Annotated in this window: 18 protein-coding genes; all 18 read left to right on the top strand. The window is 37.3% G+C overall.

Annotation, left to right across the window (positions count from 1 at the left end; all coding sequences use genetic code 11):
* Positions 1–13 precede the first annotated feature (13 nt).
* The 18 genes from EXU85_RS32650 (at position 14) to EXU85_RS32565 (ending at position 20,526) form a co-directional block, all read left to right on the top strand.
* Positions 14–1,108 carry a GNVR domain-containing protein gene (locus tag EXU85_RS32650; protein WP_142776087.1) on the top strand — a complete coding sequence of 365 codons (1,095 nt, stop codon included), beginning with the start codon at positions 14–16 and terminating at the stop codon, positions 1,106–1,108.
* A gap of 6 nt (positions 1,109–1,114) precedes the next feature.
* Complete coding sequence (locus EXU85_RS32645) at positions 1,115–2,080, top strand: GDP-mannose 4,6-dehydratase (protein ID WP_142776086.1); 966 nt, start codon at positions 1,115–1,117, stop codon at positions 2,078–2,080.
* 153 nt (positions 2,081–2,233) lie between these two features.
* The gene (gene rfbF / locus EXU85_RS32640; RefSeq protein WP_142776085.1) at positions 2,234–3,013 is read left to right on the top strand and encodes a glucose-1-phosphate cytidylyltransferase; all 780 of its coding nucleotides are present in this window, start codon (positions 2,234–2,236) and stop codon (positions 3,011–3,013) included.
* Positions 3,007–4,086: a CDP-glucose 4,6-dehydratase gene (rfbG, locus tag EXU85_RS32635; RefSeq protein WP_142776084.1), complete on the top strand. Its 1,080-nt coding sequence runs from the start codon at positions 3,007–3,009 to the stop codon at positions 4,084–4,086. Before rfbF ends, rfbG begins: the two co-directional genes overlap by 7 nt.
* Complete coding sequence (locus tag EXU85_RS32630) at positions 4,083–4,985, top strand: NAD(P)-dependent oxidoreductase (RefSeq protein ID WP_142776083.1); 903 nt, start codon at positions 4,083–4,085, stop codon at positions 4,983–4,985. Before rfbG ends, EXU85_RS32630 begins: the two co-directional genes overlap by 4 nt.
* A 133-nt stretch (positions 4,986–5,118) precedes the next feature.
* Positions 5,119–6,363 (top strand): class I SAM-dependent methyltransferase, encoded by a 1,245-nt coding sequence (locus EXU85_RS32625; RefSeq protein ID WP_142776082.1) that lies wholly within the window; start codon positions 5,119–5,121, stop codon positions 6,361–6,363.
* Between the two features lie 4 nt (positions 6,364–6,367).
* Positions 6,368–7,129: a TylF/MycF family methyltransferase gene (locus EXU85_RS32620; protein WP_246859346.1), complete on the top strand. Its 762-nt coding sequence runs from the start codon at positions 6,368–6,370 to the stop codon at positions 7,127–7,129.
* Entirely contained in the window at positions 7,126–7,932 is an 807-nt protein-coding gene (locus EXU85_RS32615) for a transketolase (RefSeq protein WP_142776080.1), read from the top strand. The genes EXU85_RS32620 and EXU85_RS32615 overlap by 4 nt, the downstream gene beginning before the upstream one ends.
* 2 nt (positions 7,933–7,934) lie before the next feature.
* Positions 7,935–8,825: a transketolase family protein gene (locus EXU85_RS32610; RefSeq protein ID WP_142776079.1), complete on the top strand. Its 891-nt coding sequence runs from the start codon at positions 7,935–7,937 to the stop codon at positions 8,823–8,825.
* 3 nt (positions 8,826–8,828) lie between these two features.
* Entirely contained in the window at positions 8,829–10,184 is a 1,356-nt protein-coding gene (locus EXU85_RS32605; protein WP_142776078.1) for a hypothetical protein, read from the top strand.
* Positions 10,174–11,121 (top strand): glycosyltransferase family 2 protein, encoded by a 948-nt coding sequence (locus tag EXU85_RS32600; protein WP_142776077.1) that lies wholly within the window; start codon positions 10,174–10,176, stop codon positions 11,119–11,121. The genes EXU85_RS32605 and EXU85_RS32600 overlap by 11 nt, the downstream gene beginning before the upstream one ends.
* 126 nt (positions 11,122–11,247) lie before the next feature.
* Positions 11,248–12,321, top strand: coding sequence for a glycosyltransferase family 1 protein (locus EXU85_RS32595; protein ID WP_168207908.1), 1,074 nt, complete (start codon positions 11,248–11,250; stop codon positions 12,319–12,321).
* A 93-nt stretch (positions 12,322–12,414) separates the two neighbouring features.
* On the top strand, positions 12,415–13,542 hold the full coding sequence (locus EXU85_RS32590; protein ID WP_142776075.1) for a glycosyltransferase family 1 protein: 1,128 nt from the start codon (positions 12,415–12,417) through the stop codon (positions 13,540–13,542).
* A gap of 466 nt (positions 13,543–14,008) precedes the next feature.
* A complete protein-coding gene (locus EXU85_RS32585) occupies positions 14,009–15,412 on the top strand; it encodes a hypothetical protein (RefSeq protein WP_142776074.1) in 1,404 nt (467 codons plus the stop codon).
* Positions 15,413–16,214: 802 nt separating this feature from the next.
* Positions 16,215–16,715 carry a hypothetical protein gene (locus tag EXU85_RS32580; RefSeq protein WP_142776073.1) on the top strand — a complete coding sequence of 167 codons (501 nt, stop codon included), beginning with the start codon at positions 16,215–16,217 and terminating at the stop codon, positions 16,713–16,715.
* A gap of 287 nt (positions 16,716–17,002) precedes the next feature.
* Positions 17,003–17,092: a transposase family protein gene (locus tag EXU85_RS36290; RefSeq protein WP_142776072.1), complete on the top strand. Its 90-nt coding sequence runs from the start codon at positions 17,003–17,005 to the stop codon at positions 17,090–17,092.
* A 211-nt stretch (positions 17,093–17,303) separates the two neighbouring features.
* The gene (locus tag EXU85_RS32570; RefSeq protein ID WP_168207907.1) at positions 17,304–18,548 is read left to right on the top strand and encodes a WcaI family glycosyltransferase; all 1,245 of its coding nucleotides are present in this window, start codon (positions 17,304–17,306) and stop codon (positions 18,546–18,548) included.
* 91 nt (positions 18,549–18,639) lie between these two features.
* On the top strand, positions 18,640–20,526 hold the full coding sequence (locus EXU85_RS32565) for a TMF family protein (RefSeq protein ID WP_246859345.1): 1,887 nt from the start codon (positions 18,640–18,642) through the stop codon (positions 20,524–20,526).

Genomic DNA, 20,526 nt, shown 5'->3' with positions numbered 1-20,526 from the left:
TCTAGTTCTAATTATGTCAGTTACGAAGATTCCTAAGATAAGTAAAATTGGAGAAGACGAGATCGAGATTCGACTGAGTGACATTGTGCGGTTTTTAAAAGATAGTCGCAAGACCGTTTTTTTTTGGAGTATAGTTTTTTTGATTGTTGGTGTACTCTATGCGATTTCTCAACAAAATGAATATACTGCAAGCGTGAAGGTGATGCCAGAACTGAAAGCCGCAACTGGTGCGGGCGGTGGTTTAAGCGATTTAAGGTCACTCGCTGGTTTAGCAGGTGTAAACCTTGGCAATATGAGTGGTGCATCAGAAGCAATTCGACCTGATTTGTACCCAGATATTTTACAGAGTTTACCTTTTAGTTTGTATCTTCTTTCGCAGCCTGTTAAAACGTCAGAATCTTCTAAATCTCAAGTGCTTCAAACATATTTTTCTCAACAGTCAGAGAAAGGAATATCAGCTTTTATAGGCAGAATTTTTAGTAGTAATGATAAAAACGAGCTTGAAGCCTTAGTGCCGTCAACATCAACAACTACACTACAGTTGACGCGAGAACAGGAAGCACTCAGCAAAACGATAAATGCACGTGTAGTTGCTGAAATGGATAAAAGATCGGGTATTATTACAATTACGTCCCGGATGCCTGACGCTGTTGTTGCCGCCACAGTAGCGCGCCTAACATTGGATTACTTAACAAACTACGTTACAAATTACCGCACAGGGAAAGCTCGTAAACAAGTAGAGTTTCTAATGCAGCAAGTTAACAATGCACGTCAGCGTTATGAATCCGCAGAGTTACAATTAGCAAGCTATCGTGACCGTAATAGAAACGTGTATGCAAATACCGCTAAAATTGAAGAACAACGACTTCAGGCTGATTATATGTTGACTCAATCTGTTTATAGTGAACTTTCTAAACAATTAGAACAAGCGCGTATCAAAATAGAGGAAGAGTCTCCGGTATTTCAGGTTCTTGAACCTGCTCGAGTACCATTACGTAAGAGCGGCCCACAACGAACGGTTATTACTATCGGATTCACTATCTTTGGGACAATCGTAGGGTTAGCTGTTTTTTTTATACGTCGCTTTATGAAGAGACAGTCTAACTAATATTAAATGAAGACAGCATTGATTTGTGGTGTTTCAGGTCAGGATGGAGCCTATTTAGCTAAATTGTTGCTTGATAAGGGTTATACCGTCTATGGAGGCTCTCGAGATGCTCAGATGTCCGCATTTCGGAACTTGAATCGTTTAGGAATTATACGGGACGTTCATTTAGTATCTATTAGTATCCATGACTTCAGAAGCGTCTTACAAACTTTACTGAAAGTAAAGCCGGATGAAGTATATAATTTGGCTGGTCAGAGTTCAGTTGGTCTTTCCTTCGAGCAGCCGGTTGAAACACTTGAAAGCATTAGCATTGGCACATTGAATTTATTGGAGGCTATTCGATTCAGCAATCTGCCAATAAAATTCTATAATGCTGGATCAAGCGAATGCTTTGGTGATACAGGCAGCATCATAGCTGATGAAAATACACCATTTCGACCACGTAGTCCTTATGGGGTGGCTAAGGCTGCGGCTTTCTGGCAAGTTGCTAATTATCGGGAAGCGTACCAGTTGTATGCCTGTACAGGTATATTATTCAATCATGAATCACCTTTACGGCCTGAGCGTTTTGTGACACAAAAAATTGTGGCAACAGCATGTCGTATAGCTCAAGGAAGCACAGAAAAATTGACACTTGGTAATATTGATATTGCCCGCGATTGGGGTTGGGCACCTGATTATGTAGAGGCAATGTGGCTTATGTTACAGCAAGAGCAAGCAGATGATTATGTCATTGCAACGGGTCAAACTCATAAACTTCGAGACTTTATTCAGGTTATTTTTGACGCTGTTGGACTTAATTGGGGAGAACATGTTCGCATAGATACGACATTTTTTCGCCCAACAGATATTGCTGAAGGGCATGCTAATCCGACGAAAGCAAGGAACAAGCTTGACTGGCAAGCAAAGCATACTATGGAACAAGTAGGACATTTAATGGTAAAAGGGTATTCTGTTAATAAAATAACATGAGAGAGCTAAAAGTGGATAAATTTTCTGAGAGACTGTATGATAATTGGCTTATCTGAACTAATTGAAAAGCTAAAACGAATAGTAGATGATTTACTAAGCTAGATTTAAACTTTTGATTCATTAAGCTTGCTGAGGGAAGTATACTCTATAAATATGAAAGTAGTCATTCTTGCTGGTGGTTTAGGAACTCGTCTTAGTGAAGAAACGATAACTAAGCCCAAGCCAATGGTAGAAATAGGGGGTAAGCCAATGCTTTGGCACATAATGAAGATTTATGCCCACTATGGTTTTGATGAGTTCATCATTTGTTTAGGATACAAAGGTTATATGATCAAGGAATACTTCATTAATTACTTCCTGTATAACTCTGATATCACAGTCGAACTACATAATAACAAATTAGATGTTCACTATTCAAGTGCCGAATCATTTAAGGTAACATTAGTAGATACAGGAGTAGATACTAACACTGCTGGCAGAATTAAACGGATTGAGCCTTACTTGGGTAGCGATGACACGTTTATGCTTACCTATGGTGATGGCGTTGCCAATGTTAATATCCAAAAATTGGTAGAATTCCATAAGAGCCATGGAAGACAAGCTACTTTGACATCTATACAGCCCCCTGGTCGGTTTGGTAATATTACAACTGACGAACAGGGTGTTATTCAGCATTTTCAGGAGAAACCTGAGGGAGATGGAACTTGGATAAATGGTGGTTTTTTTGTGCTAAACAGGGGGATTTTTAAATTTTTACAAGGCAATATGGATTCAATCCAATGGGAAAAAAAACCCTTGGTCGATATTGCGAAGCACGACCAATTAACAGCATACCGGCATTATGGTTTCTGGAAGTGTATGGATGCAATGCGGGATAAAATAGAGCTGGAGGAATTGTGGAGTAGTAACCAGGCACCTTGGAAAGTATGGTAGTACATCAATACAAGGATACTTATCAATACAAAAAAGTTTTTTTAACTGGCCACACTGGTTTCAAAGGCTCTTGGCTTTTATATTGGTTACATTTGCTAGGTGCAGAAGTTAAAGGCTACTCGCTCCAAGCAGAGCAGCATGGTCTTTATAATGACATCCAGGGCGATCAATTATGTCAGTCTATAATCGCAGACATTCGTGATGCAGATAGGCTTCAAAAGGAAATTATTGAATTTCAACCTGATTTTATTTTTCATTTAGCTGCACAGCCCCTCGTTAGGCGTTCGTATGAAATACCCGCTGAAACCTTTGAAGTCAATACTTTAGGGACTGTATACCTATTGGACGCCGTACGGCAGTTGCGCAAACCATGTACCGTCATACTGATTACGACTGATAAGGTGTATGAAAATAAAGAATGGCATTATCCGTACCGGGAGTCAGATCGATTAGGCGGCTATGACCCTTATAGCGCCAGTAAAGCAACCGCCGAACTTGTGATTTCGTCCTATCGTAATTCATTCTTTAATCCTGCCATTTATAGCGAACATAAAAAATCCATTGCATCAGCTCGGGCTGGTAATGTAATCGGTGGGGGAGATTGGTCAAAAGATCGTATTATCCCTGATATTGTGCGCGCTTTACAAAATGATGTTTCTATACCTGTTCGGAATCCAAACGCAGTACGTCCTTGGCAACATGTGTTAGAGCCAATTAGTGGATATTTGCTTTTAGGAACTAAAATGGCTTATAATCCCGCTTTATTTGATGGAGCTTGGAATTTTGGGCCATCTACTGCCGATTGCTTGACGGTTAAGGAATTAGTTAAAATTGCTGTAGAAATTTGGGGTAAGGGAAACTACGAACCAATTCAGAACAATGCCCAGCCGCACGAAGCAGGCTTGTTGAAACTTGATATTAATAAAACCTTGAACGAACTCGGCTGGAAACCCAAATACAACTCGACTCAGGCTATACAAATGTCATTAGATTGGTTTAAATGCTATTTTGAAGGTGGAAAGCAGATTGCAGATTTTACAAAAGGTCAGATTCAGGACTATATGGAGTTATGACAAAAATCGCACTTACAGGCGCAACTGGTTTTATTGGATCAGCGGTATTGAAACAACTAGTCAGCGACGGGCATGAAGCAGTAGTGCTACTCCGAAACGAATCAAATCAAGAGCGTATAAAGGGGGTGGCTAAGTACCAGACCATTTATTATCAGAATTTAGACCAGAATGAACTGAAAGAAACGCTGGCCGCATATAACCCTGATGCATTTATTCATATTGCCTGGAAGGGTGTGGGAGGAAATGATCGGAATGAACCATTTCAAATCACCCAAAACCTACCGTTTACATTACATTCAGTTGAACTGGCTCATGCTGTAGGATGTAGACATTGGGTCGGTATAGGCTCTCAGGCAGAGTATGGAAACCCCAACCATAAGGTCGCTGAAACCGCGCCTACATTACCCACTACACTTTATGGAAAGGCTAAGTTGGCCTCTTGTTGGGCGGCCCTCGGCCTGAGTGAGAGTTTAAATATGAAAGGAAGTTGGATTAGGGTATTTTCTACCTACGGTATAGGTGATGAACCTAGCTGGTTTATACCTTATATAATTTCTGAATTGAAAAAAGGAAAAACACCTAAACTGACCAAGTGCGAACAGTTATGGGACTACCTATATGTAGATGATGCCGCCCGGGCTATAGTGAGCGTGCTTTATAAAGAAATGCCTGGTATATTCAACATTGGTAGTGGCCAGGCTATTTCACTGAAGTCGGTTGTTGAATTAATCAAACAAAATATCAACCCGGATATAAAAGTTGACTATGGGGCTGTTCCTTATCGGTCGGACCAAGTGATGCATCTCGAAGCTGATACATCAAAAATTCGGCAATTGACAGGCTGGACCCCTGAAGTTAATATAGAAGAGGGCCTCAAAAGAATAATTGCCGTTTCGTAGTCGATTAATTTAAAGGTAACTCTGCTACTTAATACATCTGGATACTTTAACAGATAATGTGAAGAAGTGGCTATTTGTTTTTCGGTAAATTAATCTATTGCTCAATATTTTTACATTGAAAGCTAAAAATAGGATGAAATACGCTGTAAAAAAATTAAACAATACCTGCCGGGTTTGTCAATCATCTAATCTTCATAAGTTCCTTAAATTAGATGATATGCCTTTTACTGATGATTTTTTAAAGAAAGAAGCCATCGGCAGTGAATTCTTATATCCAATCGAAATTTACTTCTGTCAGGACTGTCATACTGTTCAAACGCAGCATGATGTATCAGTTGATGAATATTATGAAGACTATCAATACTCAGTTGGTGCGTCCTTATTCGCTTCAACCTTTATGCAAAATATGGCCAAAAAATTATGTGCGACTTATTACCAAAACGCACAAGGCTTAAAAGTTCTTGAGGTTGGTTCTGGCGATGGTGAGCAGTTAGTTCCATTTAAAGAATTAGGGTGTAAGGTGTTAGGTTATGAACCTTCATCCTACTTAGTTGAAGTGGCTGCATCGAAAGGAATTTCGTCTGTACAAGGTCTTTTTACAGAAGAAGCAATCGATACATTGCCAGATGATTTTAAAGAAGTCGATATTATACTTTTATCATATACATTCGACCATATTCCCGATCCAATCGGCTTTTTGAACGGAGTGAAAAAAATCCTCAATAAAAAGACGGGTATTTTAGTAATTGAAAACCATGATTTGGAAAAAATATTTGAAAGACAGGAATACTGTCTATTTGAACATGAACACTCCATCTATCTGACAAAAAACACTGCAATTTCCCTAGCCAAACGGAATGGATTTGAAATTATTGAATTTGATGTATTGCCAGAGAACGAACGTCGTGCTAACTCACTGATATTCGTCATGTCGCTGGCTGGTTCAGATTTTGCCTCCAAAACCATTGATTCTTACCCACTAGCAGATTACACTCATACTAAGTTTTATGATGAGGAAGCTGCTAAAATCCAGCAAGGCATTCGGAATTTTGAGGCCTATATTACCAAAAAAACCGATGAAGGGAAAACGATAGCCGGTTACGGAGCTGGAGGAAGAGGTGTGATGACATTAGCTGCCGTAAGAAACGCAGGCCAGCTAGCATATCTGGTCGATAAAAAACCCAAACAGAGTGGTGTATTCACACCAAAATCACATATTGGTGTCTACGAAATCACACATCTATCGGAACAACCAGTTGATGAAGCTATTGTGTTTAGTTTTGGCTATATGAGCGAAATAAAACAGGATTTAGCCAAAATGGGCTACGCTGATAGTAGTATAGTTTCCATGTTGGATATCTTAAAAAATAATGAATAGAGCAATGGAACAACCTCAACAGAATCAGGGCTTGTATAAATCTGAAGAGCAAACGATCTTCAATAATCTTTTTTCAGCCTTTGAAAATTCAGAACTTTCTCTTGCCTATAAATTACAGGCATTTCCACTATGGGTTCGTAGACAGGACATCGCTTATTTTATGGCCAAATATGAAATTTTCAAGCAAATCGTTAACGTTAATGGCAGTATAGTTGAATGTGGCGTTTTCATAGGTAGTGGCACTATGACTTGGCACCATTGCTCATCTATACTAGAACCTTATAACCACACAAGGAAAATTATTGGCTTCGATACGTTTTCTGGTTTTCCAGAACTTGATGAAAGTGACACTGCTACAGGTACCTCAGAACATCTACATACTGGTGGTCTCGCAGTTTCGTCTACAGTTGAGAAGGATCTTGCTTCTTTGATTGCCATTCATGACCAAAATCGGCCATTGAGCCATGTTGGTAAAGTTGAACTGGTGAAAGGTGATGCATGCGAAACAATCCCAGAATATATTGAGAAAAATCCACATTTACTGATCAGCCTACTATATCTGGATTTTGATATATATCTACCTACTAAAGCCGCTTTACAAGCTCTTTTTGGACGGGTTGTGAAAGGTGGCATCGTTGCTTTTGACGAACTAAATTGTAAATCGTATCCTGGGGAAACGGTTGCTTTTCTAGAGGCATTTGATCTAACAAAAGTCGAACTGAAACGATTTCCCTTCACAACGCACTTGTCATATTTCGTAAAATGACAAATCAGGATTCAATTGTATTGGCCAGAGATGTCAGGAAAACCTGCCTTAAACTGGTTTATGCCGCCAATGCATCTCACATAGGCGGGGCGTTTTCAGTAGCTGATGTACTATCTGTACTGTATGCCCGGGTGCTTCATTACGATGCCGGAAATCCGGAGTATACCAATCGAGATAGGTTCTTTTATAGTAAAGGCCATGCCTGTACAGCCTTGTATGCAGTGCTAAAAGAAGCAGGTTTTTTTTCGGAAGAGCAATTGAGCGCGTTTTCTACTAACGGCAGTTATTTTACAACTCATGTTAATCACAAAGTGCCGGGTATCGAATTATCAACAGGTAGCCTCGGCCATGCTCTGTCAGTAGCTTGTGGCGTTGCATTAGCTGGAAAGCGGAAGTTAGCACCTTGGAATGTTTATTGTGTGCTGAGCGATGGTGAATTAGACGAAGGCTCAAATTTGGAAGCCATTTTGTTTGCACCCCATCATGCACTGGATAATTTGACTCTTATAATTGACTATAATAAAATTCAGAGTTTAGGAGCAGTTTCCGATGTGCTTAAACTTGAACCACTTGCGGCTAAATTTGACAGTTTTGGCTGGGACGTCTCTGAAATTGATGGCCACGATCATTCTGCCATTTTTAATGCACTGTCTACACAGGTTTCATCTGCTAAACCCAAAGTAATTATTGCCCATACGATTAAAGGGAAAGGCGTTGATTTTATGGAAAATCAGCTAGCCTGGCATTATAAGTCACCGAATCAAACCCAGTTTGATCAGGCGATGCAGCAATTAGAATCTTAATTATGCGAACAGCCTTTATTGAGCAACTTGTCCGTGAAGCTATGCTTCATGAAAATATATTTTTGTTAGTGGGGGATTTAGGCTATTCGGTTGTAGAACCCTTTGCCCAACAATTTCCTGATCGTTACCTAAATGTTGGAATTGCCGAGCAGAATATGACCGGAATTGCTGTTGGACTAGCTAGGGAGGGTTATAATGTATTTACGTATTCGATTGGAAATTTCCCAACACTACGATGCATGGAGCAAATTCGCTATGATGTTTGCTATCATGAAGCCAGCGTTAAAGTTGTGGCTGTAGGCGGAGGCTATGCCTATGGCCCTCTAGGAGTGTCACACCATACAACTGAAGAACTGGGTATGATGCGAACTATTCCAAATCTAAACGTTATTGCCCCTGCCGACCCTCTAGAAGCTAGGCAAATTACTACAATGCTGTGTAATACAAGTGTACCGGCTTATTTGCGTTTAGGTAAAGCTGGGGAGCCGATCGTGCATCAAGCAGACAAAGTGATTGAATGGGGGAAATTTATACCGGTTCTCTCAGGCATGAACACGGTCGTACTTTCGACAGGTGCTATGCTGAAATACTGCTATGATACCATTCTAAATAGCCAATCCGGATTTGGCTTGTTGAGTGTTCCATTTATAAAACCACTAGATTTGGCGACTCTCGCTCAATTAACCAGGGAATATGATCGGATTATAACTATTGAGGAACATCAGCGGAGTGCTGGCTTTGGATCGGCTATTCTAGAAGGTCTGCATGATCTATATCAACAAGCAGTGATTACTAAAATTCCAGTTGTTAAGCGAGTGGCAATACCCGATTTATTTATTGGAGTAGCTGGTACACAAAATTATTTGAGAGGGTTGGCTGGACTAATAATATAAGTTTTGAAAGCATTGGCAGCAACCATCCGGGGAGCGTTGGGAATAGATTTATCTATACTCTATACTATATTGGCCAGAGGACTTCAGGCAGGCGGAGGGTTGATCACAATTGGCCTTATATCTTTATTTTTGACAAAAGAAGAACAAGGGTACTATTATACGTTTGGTAGTCTTTTAGCTGTACAAGTTTTTTTTGAATTAGGCCTTACATCGATTATTACGCAGTATGTTGCCCACGAGGCCATTAATGTTCGTTGGCTTTCTGCATCTGAACTGTCCGGACCGCCGGAAAACCTGTCGAGACTTGCCTCACTTCTTGCCCTTTGTTTTAACGTATTCGGCATTCTGTCAGCTTTGCTTTTCGTTGTGTTAGTAGCAGGCGGATTTACTTTTTTCTCTACTTATAAAGTCAATTCAAGTACAGTCCACTGGCAGTGGCCATGGGTGATTGTATCTTTATCGACAGCATTATTATTAATAGTCAATCCGATATTAGCATTTTTAGAGGGTTTAGGGCAAGTCAAAGAAGTGGCCCAATTCAGAATGAAACAGCAGATTATTTCAATAATTACCGTACTTATAATTTTAGGAACCAAAGGTGGACTTTATGCACAAGGAATAGCGAGTTTAGTGTCTTTTCTCTTTTTGAGTTCTAGTATTGTTTTTTCCTATAGAAAGCAGCTCCTTCTCACTATATATAGACACGCAAGTCTTTGGAAAGTTTCTTATCGGAAAGAAATTTTTCCTTACCAATATAAAATTGCACTTAGTTGGATAAGTGGATATTTATTAGTGCAACTATTTAATCCTATTCTTTTTGCCACACAAGGGGCCGTTGTTGCTGGGCAAATGGGTATGACTTTAGCTGCTTTAAATGGAGTATCAACTATTTCAATGAGTTGGGTCAGTACGAAAATAACGTTATTCTCATCATTAATAGCCCGTAAAAACTACAAAGAATTAGATTCTGTTTTTGAAACAACTCTTCGCCAACTTATGATCGTTAGTGTCGTATTACTGACACTATTTATAGTGATGATAGAATCTATTAATGTGTTTAACACCTCGCTTCGTGATAGATTTTTACCTTTAACACAAATTCTTTTTTTGTGTTTGGCTACTTTTATAAATCAAATTATTTTTTCTTGGGCTACTTATTTACGCTGCCACAAACAAGAGCCATTTCTACTAATTTCAGTGCTAAACGGGATACTTTGTGCGTTTTCTTCTATTATTATGGGCCATTATTTTGGTATAACAGGGATGGTACTGGGATATACGGTTCTAACTGCTTTGATAGGTGGTTTAGGAGGATACTATATTTTTGTTACAAAAAAGAACGAATGGCATGGAGTCTAAACAAAGAGAATTACTTGAGCTGTTCATTATTACATATAACCGTGCTCAACACCTTGATAATACGTTATGCCAGCTAATAGAATGCCCATTTTCAAAATTTTCGATTACTATTCTTGATAACTGCTCTATAGATAATACACATGAAATATTTTTAAAATATAAAGGTGATTTCTCTAATTTAAATTACATAAAAAATAAAATTAATATTGGTGCCGATGCTAATGTATTGCGCGCAGCGGAGTTAAGCAATGGAATCTATACATGGATTCTCTGCGATGATGATTATTATGATTTTACTGACTGCAATGACGTTTTAATAGAACTAGCTAAGGAGGAGGCCGTAGCCGTTATGGTTGGTTGGTCTGAAACATTTATTTGGCCTAAAGGAGGTATGTATGATACACCGGAGAATTTAATAAAGAAAGGATTCCCATGCTTAAGTGTACCAACTTTTGTTCCAGGTAGTATTTTTAAAACAGATCTGTTTCAAGCTCAAATCAGAATTTCCTATACAAACATAGTTAATCTGTTGCCAGCAATGACATTTTATATTGGTTTGTATAAGAAGCCAGTAAGTATTTATGTTGCGCGTCATAAGCTTGTTGTAGCTGCTGGAGCAGCTACTTATGATTATACTTTTTTAAAGGTCATGGCTGCCGCAATAAATACTTTTTACTTAATTGAATGGCACAATATTAGACGGCAGGCTTTCTATGCATGTTATTTAAACCACCCATATTTTTCAATCTACAAGCATGCATTAATGTGGCAAAAAGCCGGCAGTGAATTTCCTCTTGTAACTAAATGGCGTTACTTCAAACTCGTAGACTGGAAAGGTAAGTTTATTTTCATTTTTGGATATACAGTAGCTCCTATTGCCAATAGGGTTAAGTTGCCTGGACCAATACTAAAAAGAATTAAAAAATATAGAATTTAAGGAAATTTATTTTATTGTTGCCCACTAATTAATAATAAATATAAAGTAACTATAATCTCAATGAAATGACAGAATTACTTTAAATTGTATATATTTATGACGGATCTGTTGGAGAAAATAATCAACATGAAAAAAGAAATATTTGTTAATGCACGGTTTTTAACTCAGCCTATTGCCGGTACTCAACGATTTGCTATCGAATTAAGTCTTGAACTAGGAAAATATCTACCAAGTTTAATTTACTTAGCTCCAGATCGAATTTTACACAAAGACATTGCAGATAAGTTGAATGTACAAATAACAGGTAGATCTAAAAATGGATTATTTTGGGAACAGATAGAATTGCCTTTTTTTTTGCGGAAGAATGGTAATCCCTTATTGATAAATCTGTGTAACATTGCCCCATTATTCTATAATAACAATTTAGTTTCAATATTAGATTTATCTTTTTACCACCACCCAGAATGGTTTTCAAGAAAATATGCTTTTCTATATAATTTAATCATTCCTAGAATTGCAGCTAATGCAAAGCGAATAGTAACAATAAGTGAATACTCTAAACAGGATATTTCTAAAACCTTTAGAATTTCTCTAGAGAAAATTGATCTGGTATACCCTAATGTGCCAAATGTATTTCTGAAAAATTATCCTACAGTTAAAAAGAATATATATGGTAAATATATTTTAGCTGTATCATCCCTAGATCCACGTAAAAACTTTCCTAGCCTAATTCAGGCTTTTAAAGAAGCCAATTTAGTGGATACCAAATTAGTTATTGTAGGAGTAGAGGGTAAAGTATTTGCTAATAATAATTTAAAAGAACTTATAGAAAATGATGACTCAATTGTTTTTACAGGTTATATAAGCGATGAAGAATTAATAGGTTTGTATAAAAATGCCAAGATTTTTGTTTACCCATCTTTCTTTGAAGGCTTTGGTTTACCTCCTTTGGAAGCTATGGCATGTGGTTGTCCTACTTTGGTATCAAACACAACAAGCTTGCCAGAAGTTTGTGGAGAGGCTAGTGAATATGTTGATCCTTATAGTATAAGAAGCATTCGAGAAGGTATTGAGAAAGTTTTGTATGATGAGTCATTAGCACAGCGCTTGAGAGAGAAAGGTAAAGATAGAGTAAAATATTTTAATGCTCACAAATCTGCACAATCTATGGCTAATACAATAAACTCATTAAATTTGTAGATGCATATAGCGTCAAACTTACTTTAATGACTATTATGAATGTTAATAGTTTATCACTTAATTAAGCCAATGAGCTTAAGCTAAGACCAATTTATGACTATATTTTTTGACCATCAGACCTTTTCTAGACATAACTTTGGTGGTATACCTCGCTATTTTGCTGAATTAATTTCAGGTATAAATACACATAGTGCCCATCAGGCTTATTTGTCAATATTATTTTCTAATACTGTACATTTAGATGAAGTTGGTATAAAGGCAAGTAAGTTTTTTCCAAAAATACACACTCCTGGAAAGAAACATATTCTTTATGGTGCAAATACATTAAATAGTTTAGCTCAATTGCAAAGTAGGCCTTTTGATATTTTCCATGCCACCTATTATCACCCATACTTTGCTCCTTACTTAAAAGGTAAGCCGTTTGTTGTTACTTTTTTTGATATGATTCATGAGCTCTTTGCCAATCAATTTCCCGAACTTGGCTATGATCAAAGACTTATGAATCAAAAAAAAAAAATGGCTAAATTAGCTAGTAGAGTAATTGCTATTTCTGAAAGTACTAAAAATGATATAGTTGAATTGCTAAATATTGATCCCAATAAAGTTGATGTTGTTTATTTGGGTAGTTCTTTGCCTACAATATTTCCCAAACTAGACTATATAAGCCAAGATGTACCATATATATTATTTGTGGGGAAAAGGGATTACTATAAGAATTTTATGACCTTTCTAAAGGCTATTTGCCCTGTACTGAAACGTTATAAAGTCAAACTTATTTGTGCTGGTGGTGGACCTTTTATAAAGGAAGAGATTAACTTAGCTCACTCACTAAATATAGGTGAACTATTAGAATACAGATCAATAATAAATGATTATGAACTACAGGCATTATATCAGAATGCAATAGCATTTGCGTTTCCGTCGCTGTATGAAGGCTTTGGTATACCTATTTTAGAAGCATTTGCATCTGGTTGCCCATGTGTAGTAAGTGATCGAAGCTCTCTACCTGAAGTTGCTGGAAATGCGGCTTTATATATTGATCCAACCGATGGAGATTCGATGGCTAATGGAATTGAAAAAATTATTCTGGACGACGAGGTACGGACCAACTTAGTTCTTAATGGCTACAAACGCTTAACTCAATTCTCTTGGCAAGAAACCGTAAAGAATACGATTAACGTTTATGAACATTGCTTAGCTATAGAGCGCCATTCTTTATAAATAAATTTGGAAGTCATATTATGGCAACCCTAAAGATTATTGAATTTGAATATATTTTTACCAATAGCTTTTATTTAACTAACCCTCTTGTTCAAAAACTAGTGCTAAATAATAAGCTGGTATATCTTGACTAAAATAATTGAGCTGTACATTGTAATAGCTAACGTGTGCAGTGGCCTGATCTTTGTAAACTTAATGTATACGGTATAAGAAATATATTGTCAAATGCTCGAAAACCGCTCATTAAATCACCTATTTTAATTAAATTTTAGTCTGAATTTATTTAAAATCTTTTTATAAGAAAATGGCTTTGAGTATGGCTTAAATTTGAAGATTAGCTCTAATCGGAAACAAATCATCAAGTTAAATAATAGTTTACGAGAATACTTAATAATATTTTTTATATTACCTTTAGTATTGCTTAAGCTTAATTAATATTAATGAGGTTTGCAACAATATTTAGATAATGAGTGCGACTCAAAGTGTTATTATTCTAATTTTTAATACTATCCTAACTTTAGGATTGACAATAGGGCTGTTGTTTCTTTATAAGAAGAAAAAGCTGAATATTGTTGAAGTAGTTCTAATTAGTTATTCTACTCAAGGGTACAGTTTAGGGTATATTGGGCCAACTATCACAGCCTTTTTTTTAATCTCTTTTTACTTTTTTTTTGAAGTAATATTTTTGATCTCTTTTAGACCGCTGGTAGTTAGAAAAAAGCATTTATTATTACTGTTACTTCCTGCTTTATCAAGTATATGGGCCATAGGTTATTATATAGTATCCGAGAGATCTTTTTACTATATCCCTAACTCTCTTGCTTACTTCTTTACAAAGCCATTGTTTTTTTATGTTAAGAACTTTTTGCCCTACTTTACATTAGCTTATAAATTTTATTTAGACCGCGATAAGATATCCTTAGCCGGCACCTATGAATTAATTAAAAAAATAGCAATTTTTTCATGTTATTTTGCTTTAGCACAATTAGTTATATGTATAGTAACTAAGAGCCCATTCTTGACTGAAATGATTGGTAATAAATCTGGCTATATGTTCCAGTTTCCTAATGGAATAGTTTTTGTGAGAGTCTCGGCATTATTCATGGAACCGAAATACTTGTCTGCTTTTTTAGGTCTGAGTTTACCTTTATTCATGTCTTCCAGAGAATATAAAAAAGTTGCCTTGACTATTTTTGTTGGAGTCCTTACAATGTCGCAAACTTTTACCGTTGAGTGTTTAATTGCAGTAATAGTTTTTTTAGTATTTAATAATATTGAACAAGTCAGAGTCATAATAATAGCAGGTATAACAACAATAATATTATTCTTTATGACTTTCTCTGCTATAAAGGAAATAATTATTAATTTAGCTGTAGAGTACAAAGGTAATATTGCTTTTACTCTACTTGCGCAGCGCGCAATAGGGCGGTATGATGGTAGTTTAATTGCCATTCCTAAAGCTGAAATTTTAGGATTGCCTTTTCAATACGACTTAGAACTTCCTGTTGTTCTCTTTCTTCTTGATCATCCCGTAGTCTTTTTTACTGGCTATGGGCCAGGGAATAGTAATTTTCTACCACCTGTATATTTTGAAGATTTGCCATATTATGAGAAGCAATTATCTGGAACAAGAGCAAATCATATGAATATGAGGTGGGTTTTTTTTATTTCAGAATTTGGCGTAATAATTTTTATATGTTTCTTTTGGGTTCTAACTTCTGTAAAAGCTAAAAGGAGTACCGTTTTATTTTATTCATATTTATGGTTATGCCTTTTCTTTAATGAGGTAGAAGTCGTTATAATTTTATTTTATGTCTTAATGTCTTATAAAAACTCTAAGGAAGAAGGATTGGTAACTGATCCTAAGTAACCTTGTGCAATAGAGTAAATTGTTTTTTAGGCTCTTTAGGCACTATAACGTCGATTTTATGTATTTAGCGTTTAAAGTTTAAGTTTGGCCATCTTTTAGAGCCTTTATACCAATATTGATCTCTATAAAGTATAGAGAAGTTGTCATGAAATCTACTGCACTCCCCAACTGCTCCTAAGTGGTTTGTTGGGGGTGTTTATAAGTACAAGCAAAGCGATTTTCTTTTTACCGTATTCTAGTGCCTTTACTAGTTGTATATTATCGCCAAAGAAGATATTAACTACTTAATTGGGCACTGTCCGACTGTTATTCCGAGCGACCATTCAATCTTACTCAGCATTCTATAATATATGCGAAATGCCTTAATATTTACTTGCCTCATGGTAGGGCGTACAGGATAATGTTCACTTACGGGAGCGGGGATGGTCTTGTTTAATTCGACTACAATCGGCTTATTGCACTATCGGCGTTTATAATTGAACTTGCCAGTATTTTCAATACCTTATTTTTACATTGACACTGGATATTCGCCGAATTTTGGGATTACTAGTGCTTGGTCAAACTAAATTGGAAGATTATTCGGTTGTTGCAAAGTTATGCATGGTACTATATCAGTAAACATTACCATCTCACTCATTGCATTAGAATGGCATTACTTTACGGATGGCTTTTTTTTAGCTGTCAACTATAAAGCACTAAACAATACAATTGGTTGATAGAAACAACTTATACTTTATATGCTTACTTGTAACTGCCAAGGCTTTTATCTAATAGACTTGTTGCAGTGGGTTAAATTTGGAATATGAAACTTTTAATTACCTATTTAAAGACTGAGCGCCACTGGCGCTCAGCAACAGGGTTGGATCAAAAACGATTTGACAAACTCCTTCTCTTATTCGAAAGAGCCTATTTAGATTTATTTAGTCAATCTATTGAGCAACGACAGGATGACTGTCCCGAGCAACCTTGTTTGAACACCTATACCGCCCTTCTATTCTTTACCTTATTTTCCTTAAAATCAGGCCTTACATATGATTTATTAGATTTGGTAACCGGTATGAACGGCTCGTCGGCCAAACGCAATCAAGACCTGGGGCTAGCTGTTTTACAAGAAACTTTATCCGTTAGTGGCTATGCTCCTAAACGCAATTTTCGTTCCTCGGAAGAGTTTCAAAGTTACTTCCAAAAGCATAAACCATTGATCGTTGATGCCACCGAGCAACGCACTCAACGTCCCCAAGCATCTGCCTATCAAGAGTTAATGTACAGTGGCAAAAATAATCCCATACAGTCAAGGCCATGATCATTGCTACACCCGATCGATATGTACATTATGTGAGTCCGTGTTGGGTGGGTAAAAGTCACGATTATAGTCTGCTTAAATACGAGTTTCCGCCCGAGCAGCATTGGTTTCAAAATCACCGAGTTCGCTTAGACCTAGGTTACTAAGGATTCGATAAAGATTATGATTGTCAAGAGGTTATCATACCTAAAAAGAAGCCTCGCCAACAAAACTTAGCCGATGAAGACAAAACTGCCAATCGGTAAAAGTCGTCTGAACGGATTTATGTGGAACATGCAATCGGTGGCATGAAACGTTATCGAATTTTGTCAGATAGATTACGCATTCATGACTGTGGAATGTACAATAAAGTGGTAGAAGTATGTGCCGGGCTTTGAAACTTTTACATATCTAACTAGCTCATTATCAGCGTTGCAACATGTCTAATTATTAAACATGTTCAAGAGTATAAAAGGCATTAAAATCAAACTAGAAGAAAATGAAGTTAACTAACTTTCAGTATTACATGGAATAGCTAATACTGAGGAGCCAGAACCGAATCTATTCTGTGTAAAATCTGCAAATATATTTTCCGAATTGGGCTAGATAGTGAGAATACTTTTATACACGCCAAATTTTTTACCTGAACTAACAGGTAGTGGTAAATACAACGGTGAATTGGCTGAATGGTTGGTTCGCCGAGGTCATCAAGTTGATGTAATTACAGCTCATCCTTATTATCCTCAATGGCAAGTTCATAAGGAGTATAGGAATAAACTATGGTTAATAGAGCGAAAAGGTTTATTGACTATACGTCGTACGCCTTTGTATGTGCCAAAAAAACCAACTGGGACAACTAGAATGCTTCATGAGCTCTCATTCGCTTTTAATTCTTTACCCTATTGGATTGGTGCGCTATTTAGGAAATATGATATACTTATAAGCGTGTGCCCTCCTATGCAAGTGGGATTATTACCTTATTTGTATAGCACATTTAAACGCACTCCCTTTGTTTTTCATATTCAGGATTTACAGGTCGATGCCGCCCGGACGCTTGGCCTTATAAAAAATAAGACGTTACTCTCTCTGTTATCAAAGGTTGAAAATTTTTTATTACAGAATGCAAGTGTCGTTTCAAGTATTAGCGAAGGAATGAGAGAGGTAATTTTAGGCAAAAACGTTAAGCCTGAACGATACTTTATGTTGCCTAACTGGGTAGATACCGATTTTATTCAGCCATTACCCCAAAAGGATACACTGCGCTCAATGTTTGGATTTAAACTTGATGATATAGTCGTGCTATACGCTGGTAATCTGGGTGAAAAACAAGGCGTTGAAGGGTTGCTGACTGTAGTAGAAAACATGGCTCATGATTCCAGAGTAAAGTTTGTTATCAATGGTGATGGGGCTCTCAGAGAGGCACTTGTTACCGAAGCTAAACGGCGAGGTTTATCTAATGTCTACTTTAGTCGTGGGGTTTCTTATCAACAACTTCCTCAACTACTTGCAATGGCTACTATACATCTTGTCATCCAAAAAAAAGGGATGTCTAATTTGGTACTCCCCTCCAAACTAACATCGATTATGGCTGCAGGTGGCGCGGCTATTGTAACAGCAGAGCCTAACTCAACACTGGCTAATGAGCTAATAACTAATAGGTTAACAATAGTGGTTCCCCCCGAAGATCCTCAAGCGTTGGAAAATTCTATTCGAATACTTATAGATTCGCCGTCTCTGGAAGACTTTCAGACAAATGCTCGCCGTTATGCGATAGATAATTTCAATCAAGATATGATACTAGATAAATTTGAGACACTACTTTTTGACCTGATTCTCGACAATTCTGTATCTTAGGCATCGAAATTGCTCTATTTATACCAATTAGATTTTTGATATAAGTTTTTAAGACACCAAAAATTAAAAGCAACAGCCAGATGGTCAATTTATGAAACAGTTCGGGTTGCTAGGACGTTTTTGTCATTTTTTTAGCTATCCTTATCACATACCAAATAAAACAAGCAATATGATTTACACTCGCTACCGACTTCTTTGGGTTGTATTGGCATCTTTTTTGCTAACCCCAGCACTTCAAGCGCAAAATAATTTTGTTGTAACTGCCCCTGCATCTGCGACACCTGGTTCCGAAAATACGTTAATTGGAGTAGGAGTAGGCTCATTAAACATGACGGGAGCTAGCAACACACTCATTGGCAGTGGAGCCGGAGTGAGTAATATGGCTGGAGCAAAGAATGCCTTTATTGGATCTTTATCTGGCAGAAATAATTCGTCAGGCCAAAGTAATGCTTTTTTGGGCTATGGAAGTGGTGCAGGAAATACATCAGGTAATCAAAATACATTTGTTGGAACAGAATCCGGTAATGCGAATACAACTGGATTTAACAACCTTTTTGTGGGCTATCGAACGGGATTTTTTAATAATGGATCGAATAACGCCTTTTTGGGGACTGGGGCCGGCTATGCTAACCAAACAGGTGCAGATAACGTGTTTGTGGGCTCTGATGCGGGTGCTGGAAATAGTACAGGTTTACAGAATGTGTTCATTGGTTCTCTAAGCGGAGCTGCTAACCAAAGTGGGAACTATAACACATTCATGGGGTATCAGACTGGAGTAAGTAGCATCAGCGCTACAGCAAATACTATTATTGGCTACCAAGCAGGATATAGTAACATAGATGGAACAAGAAATACTATACTTGGTGTACAAGCTGGATATAATAATAAAGCTTCAAATAATTTAATGATAGGTTATCAAGCTGGCATTAATAACACAACGGGTACATTTAATGCATTCATTGGTAACTCTGCTGGTTATTTAAATACCTCAGGTTCTTCAAACTTTTTTTTAGGTTTATCTGCTGGTCAAAATAATACAAGTGGAAATCAGAACAGTTTTATTGGGGTTGGAACCGGCTTATCTAATACCACTGGAGGTCTTAACATATTTCTTGGGTCCCAAGCTGGTTATAATAGTACTACAGGTAACTCAAATGTATTTATTGGCGTGAACGCAGGCCTAACTAATGAAACTGGCGGTAATAATACATTTCTGGGTTCTAACGCACAAGGCTCCGGGCCTAATGCTAAATTGTTAAATAATGCTACTGCAATTGGAGCCTCAACGCAAGTAAGTGCAGATAATAGTGTTGTCATCGGAAATGGCGCTAATGTTGGTATTGGTACCTCGGCCCCGGCTGCTAAATTAGAACTCGTGTCAACTACAGCGGGTACGTCGGGTTTACGCTTAACTAATTTGACCAGTGCAGTTAGTACTACGTTCACAACCAATAAGTTTTTAACGGTTAATGCCTCTGGCGATGTTGTATTAGCACAATCGGGGACGCCTAACTTGAGAACAGCTGCTAATGAAACAGATGCGCTTTGGCAAACCGATGGCCTCAATCTCCAAAATACGAATGATGGCGGAGTGATTATTGGCTCAGGTGTAAGTAAAACTCCGGTTGGCTATAAATTATACGTGTCAGATGGGATTTTGACAGAGAAGGTAAAAGTAGCCATTAAGAGTACGGATGACTGGTCGGACCGAGTATTTGAACATACCTATAAATTACGTAGTCTTCGTCAAGTTGAGGATTATATAAAACATGAGAAACATCTCCCCGGAGTACCGTCTGCTACAGAAGTTGTTAAAGAAGGCGTTGACATAGGCCAAATGCAGGCTAAACTTCTTGAAAAAGTAGAGGAACTAACGTTGTACGTTATAGAGCTGAAAAAGCAGAACGATGCTTTAAAACAAAAAAGCGACCAGTTGGAGCGCCGTATGAATAAGCAGCAAACTAAAACCCATAAATGA

The organism is Spirosoma sp. KCTC 42546, assembly GCF_006965485.1.
In the GTDB taxonomy this organism is placed as follows: Bacteria; Bacteroidota; Bacteroidia; order Cytophagales; family Spirosomataceae; genus Spirosoma.
The sequence above is the reverse complement of the archived record's forward strand: the minus strand, read 5'-3'. Positions and strand labels throughout refer to the sequence as shown.

What these genes read in the sequence shown, in the direction of transcription:
- EXU85_RS32650 (WP_142776087.1), top strand. Translation starts at nt 14, where the DNA reads ATGTCAGTTACGAAGATTCCTAAGATAAGTAAAATTGGAGAAGACGAG.
- EXU85_RS32645 (WP_142776086.1), top strand. Translation starts at nt 1,115, where the DNA reads ATGAAGACAGCATTGATTTGTGGTGTTTCAGGTCAGGATGGAGCCTAT.
- rfbF (WP_142776085.1), top strand. Translation starts at nt 2,234, where the DNA reads ATGAAAGTAGTCATTCTTGCTGGTGGTTTAGGAACTCGTCTTAGTGAA.
- rfbG (WP_142776084.1), top strand. Translation starts at nt 3,007, where the DNA reads ATGGTAGTACATCAATACAAGGATACTTATCAATACAAAAAAGTTTTT.
- EXU85_RS32630 (WP_142776083.1), top strand. Translation starts at nt 4,083, where the DNA reads ATGACAAAAATCGCACTTACAGGCGCAACTGGTTTTATTGGATCAGCG.
- EXU85_RS32625 (WP_142776082.1), top strand. Translation starts at nt 5,119, where the DNA reads ATGAAATACGCTGTAAAAAAATTAAACAATACCTGCCGGGTTTGTCAA.
- EXU85_RS32620 (WP_246859346.1), top strand. Translation starts at nt 6,368, where the DNA reads ATGGAACAACCTCAACAGAATCAGGGCTTGTATAAATCTGAAGAGCAA.
- EXU85_RS32615 (WP_142776080.1), top strand. Translation starts at nt 7,126, where the DNA reads ATGACAAATCAGGATTCAATTGTATTGGCCAGAGATGTCAGGAAAACC.
- EXU85_RS32610 (WP_142776079.1), top strand. Translation starts at nt 7,935, where the DNA reads ATGCGAACAGCCTTTATTGAGCAACTTGTCCGTGAAGCTATGCTTCAT.
- EXU85_RS32600 (WP_142776077.1), top strand. Translation starts at nt 10,174, where the DNA reads ATGGAGTCTAAACAAAGAGAATTACTTGAGCTGTTCATTATTACATAT.
- EXU85_RS32595 (WP_168207908.1), top strand. Translation starts at nt 11,248, where the DNA reads ATGAAAAAAGAAATATTTGTTAATGCACGGTTTTTAACTCAGCCTATT.
- EXU85_RS32590 (WP_142776075.1), top strand. Translation starts at nt 12,415, where the DNA reads ATGACTATATTTTTTGACCATCAGACCTTTTCTAGACATAACTTTGGT.
- EXU85_RS32585 (WP_142776074.1), top strand. Translation starts at nt 14,009, where the DNA reads ATGAGTGCGACTCAAAGTGTTATTATTCTAATTTTTAATACTATCCTA.
- EXU85_RS32580 (WP_142776073.1), top strand. Translation starts at nt 16,215, where the DNA reads ATGAAACTTTTAATTACCTATTTAAAGACTGAGCGCCACTGGCGCTCA.
- EXU85_RS36290 (WP_142776072.1), top strand. Translation starts at nt 17,003, where the DNA reads ATGAAACGTTATCGAATTTTGTCAGATAGATTACGCATTCATGACTGT.
- EXU85_RS32565 (WP_246859345.1), top strand. Translation starts at nt 18,640, where the DNA reads ATGAAACAGTTCGGGTTGCTAGGACGTTTTTGTCATTTTTTTAGCTAT.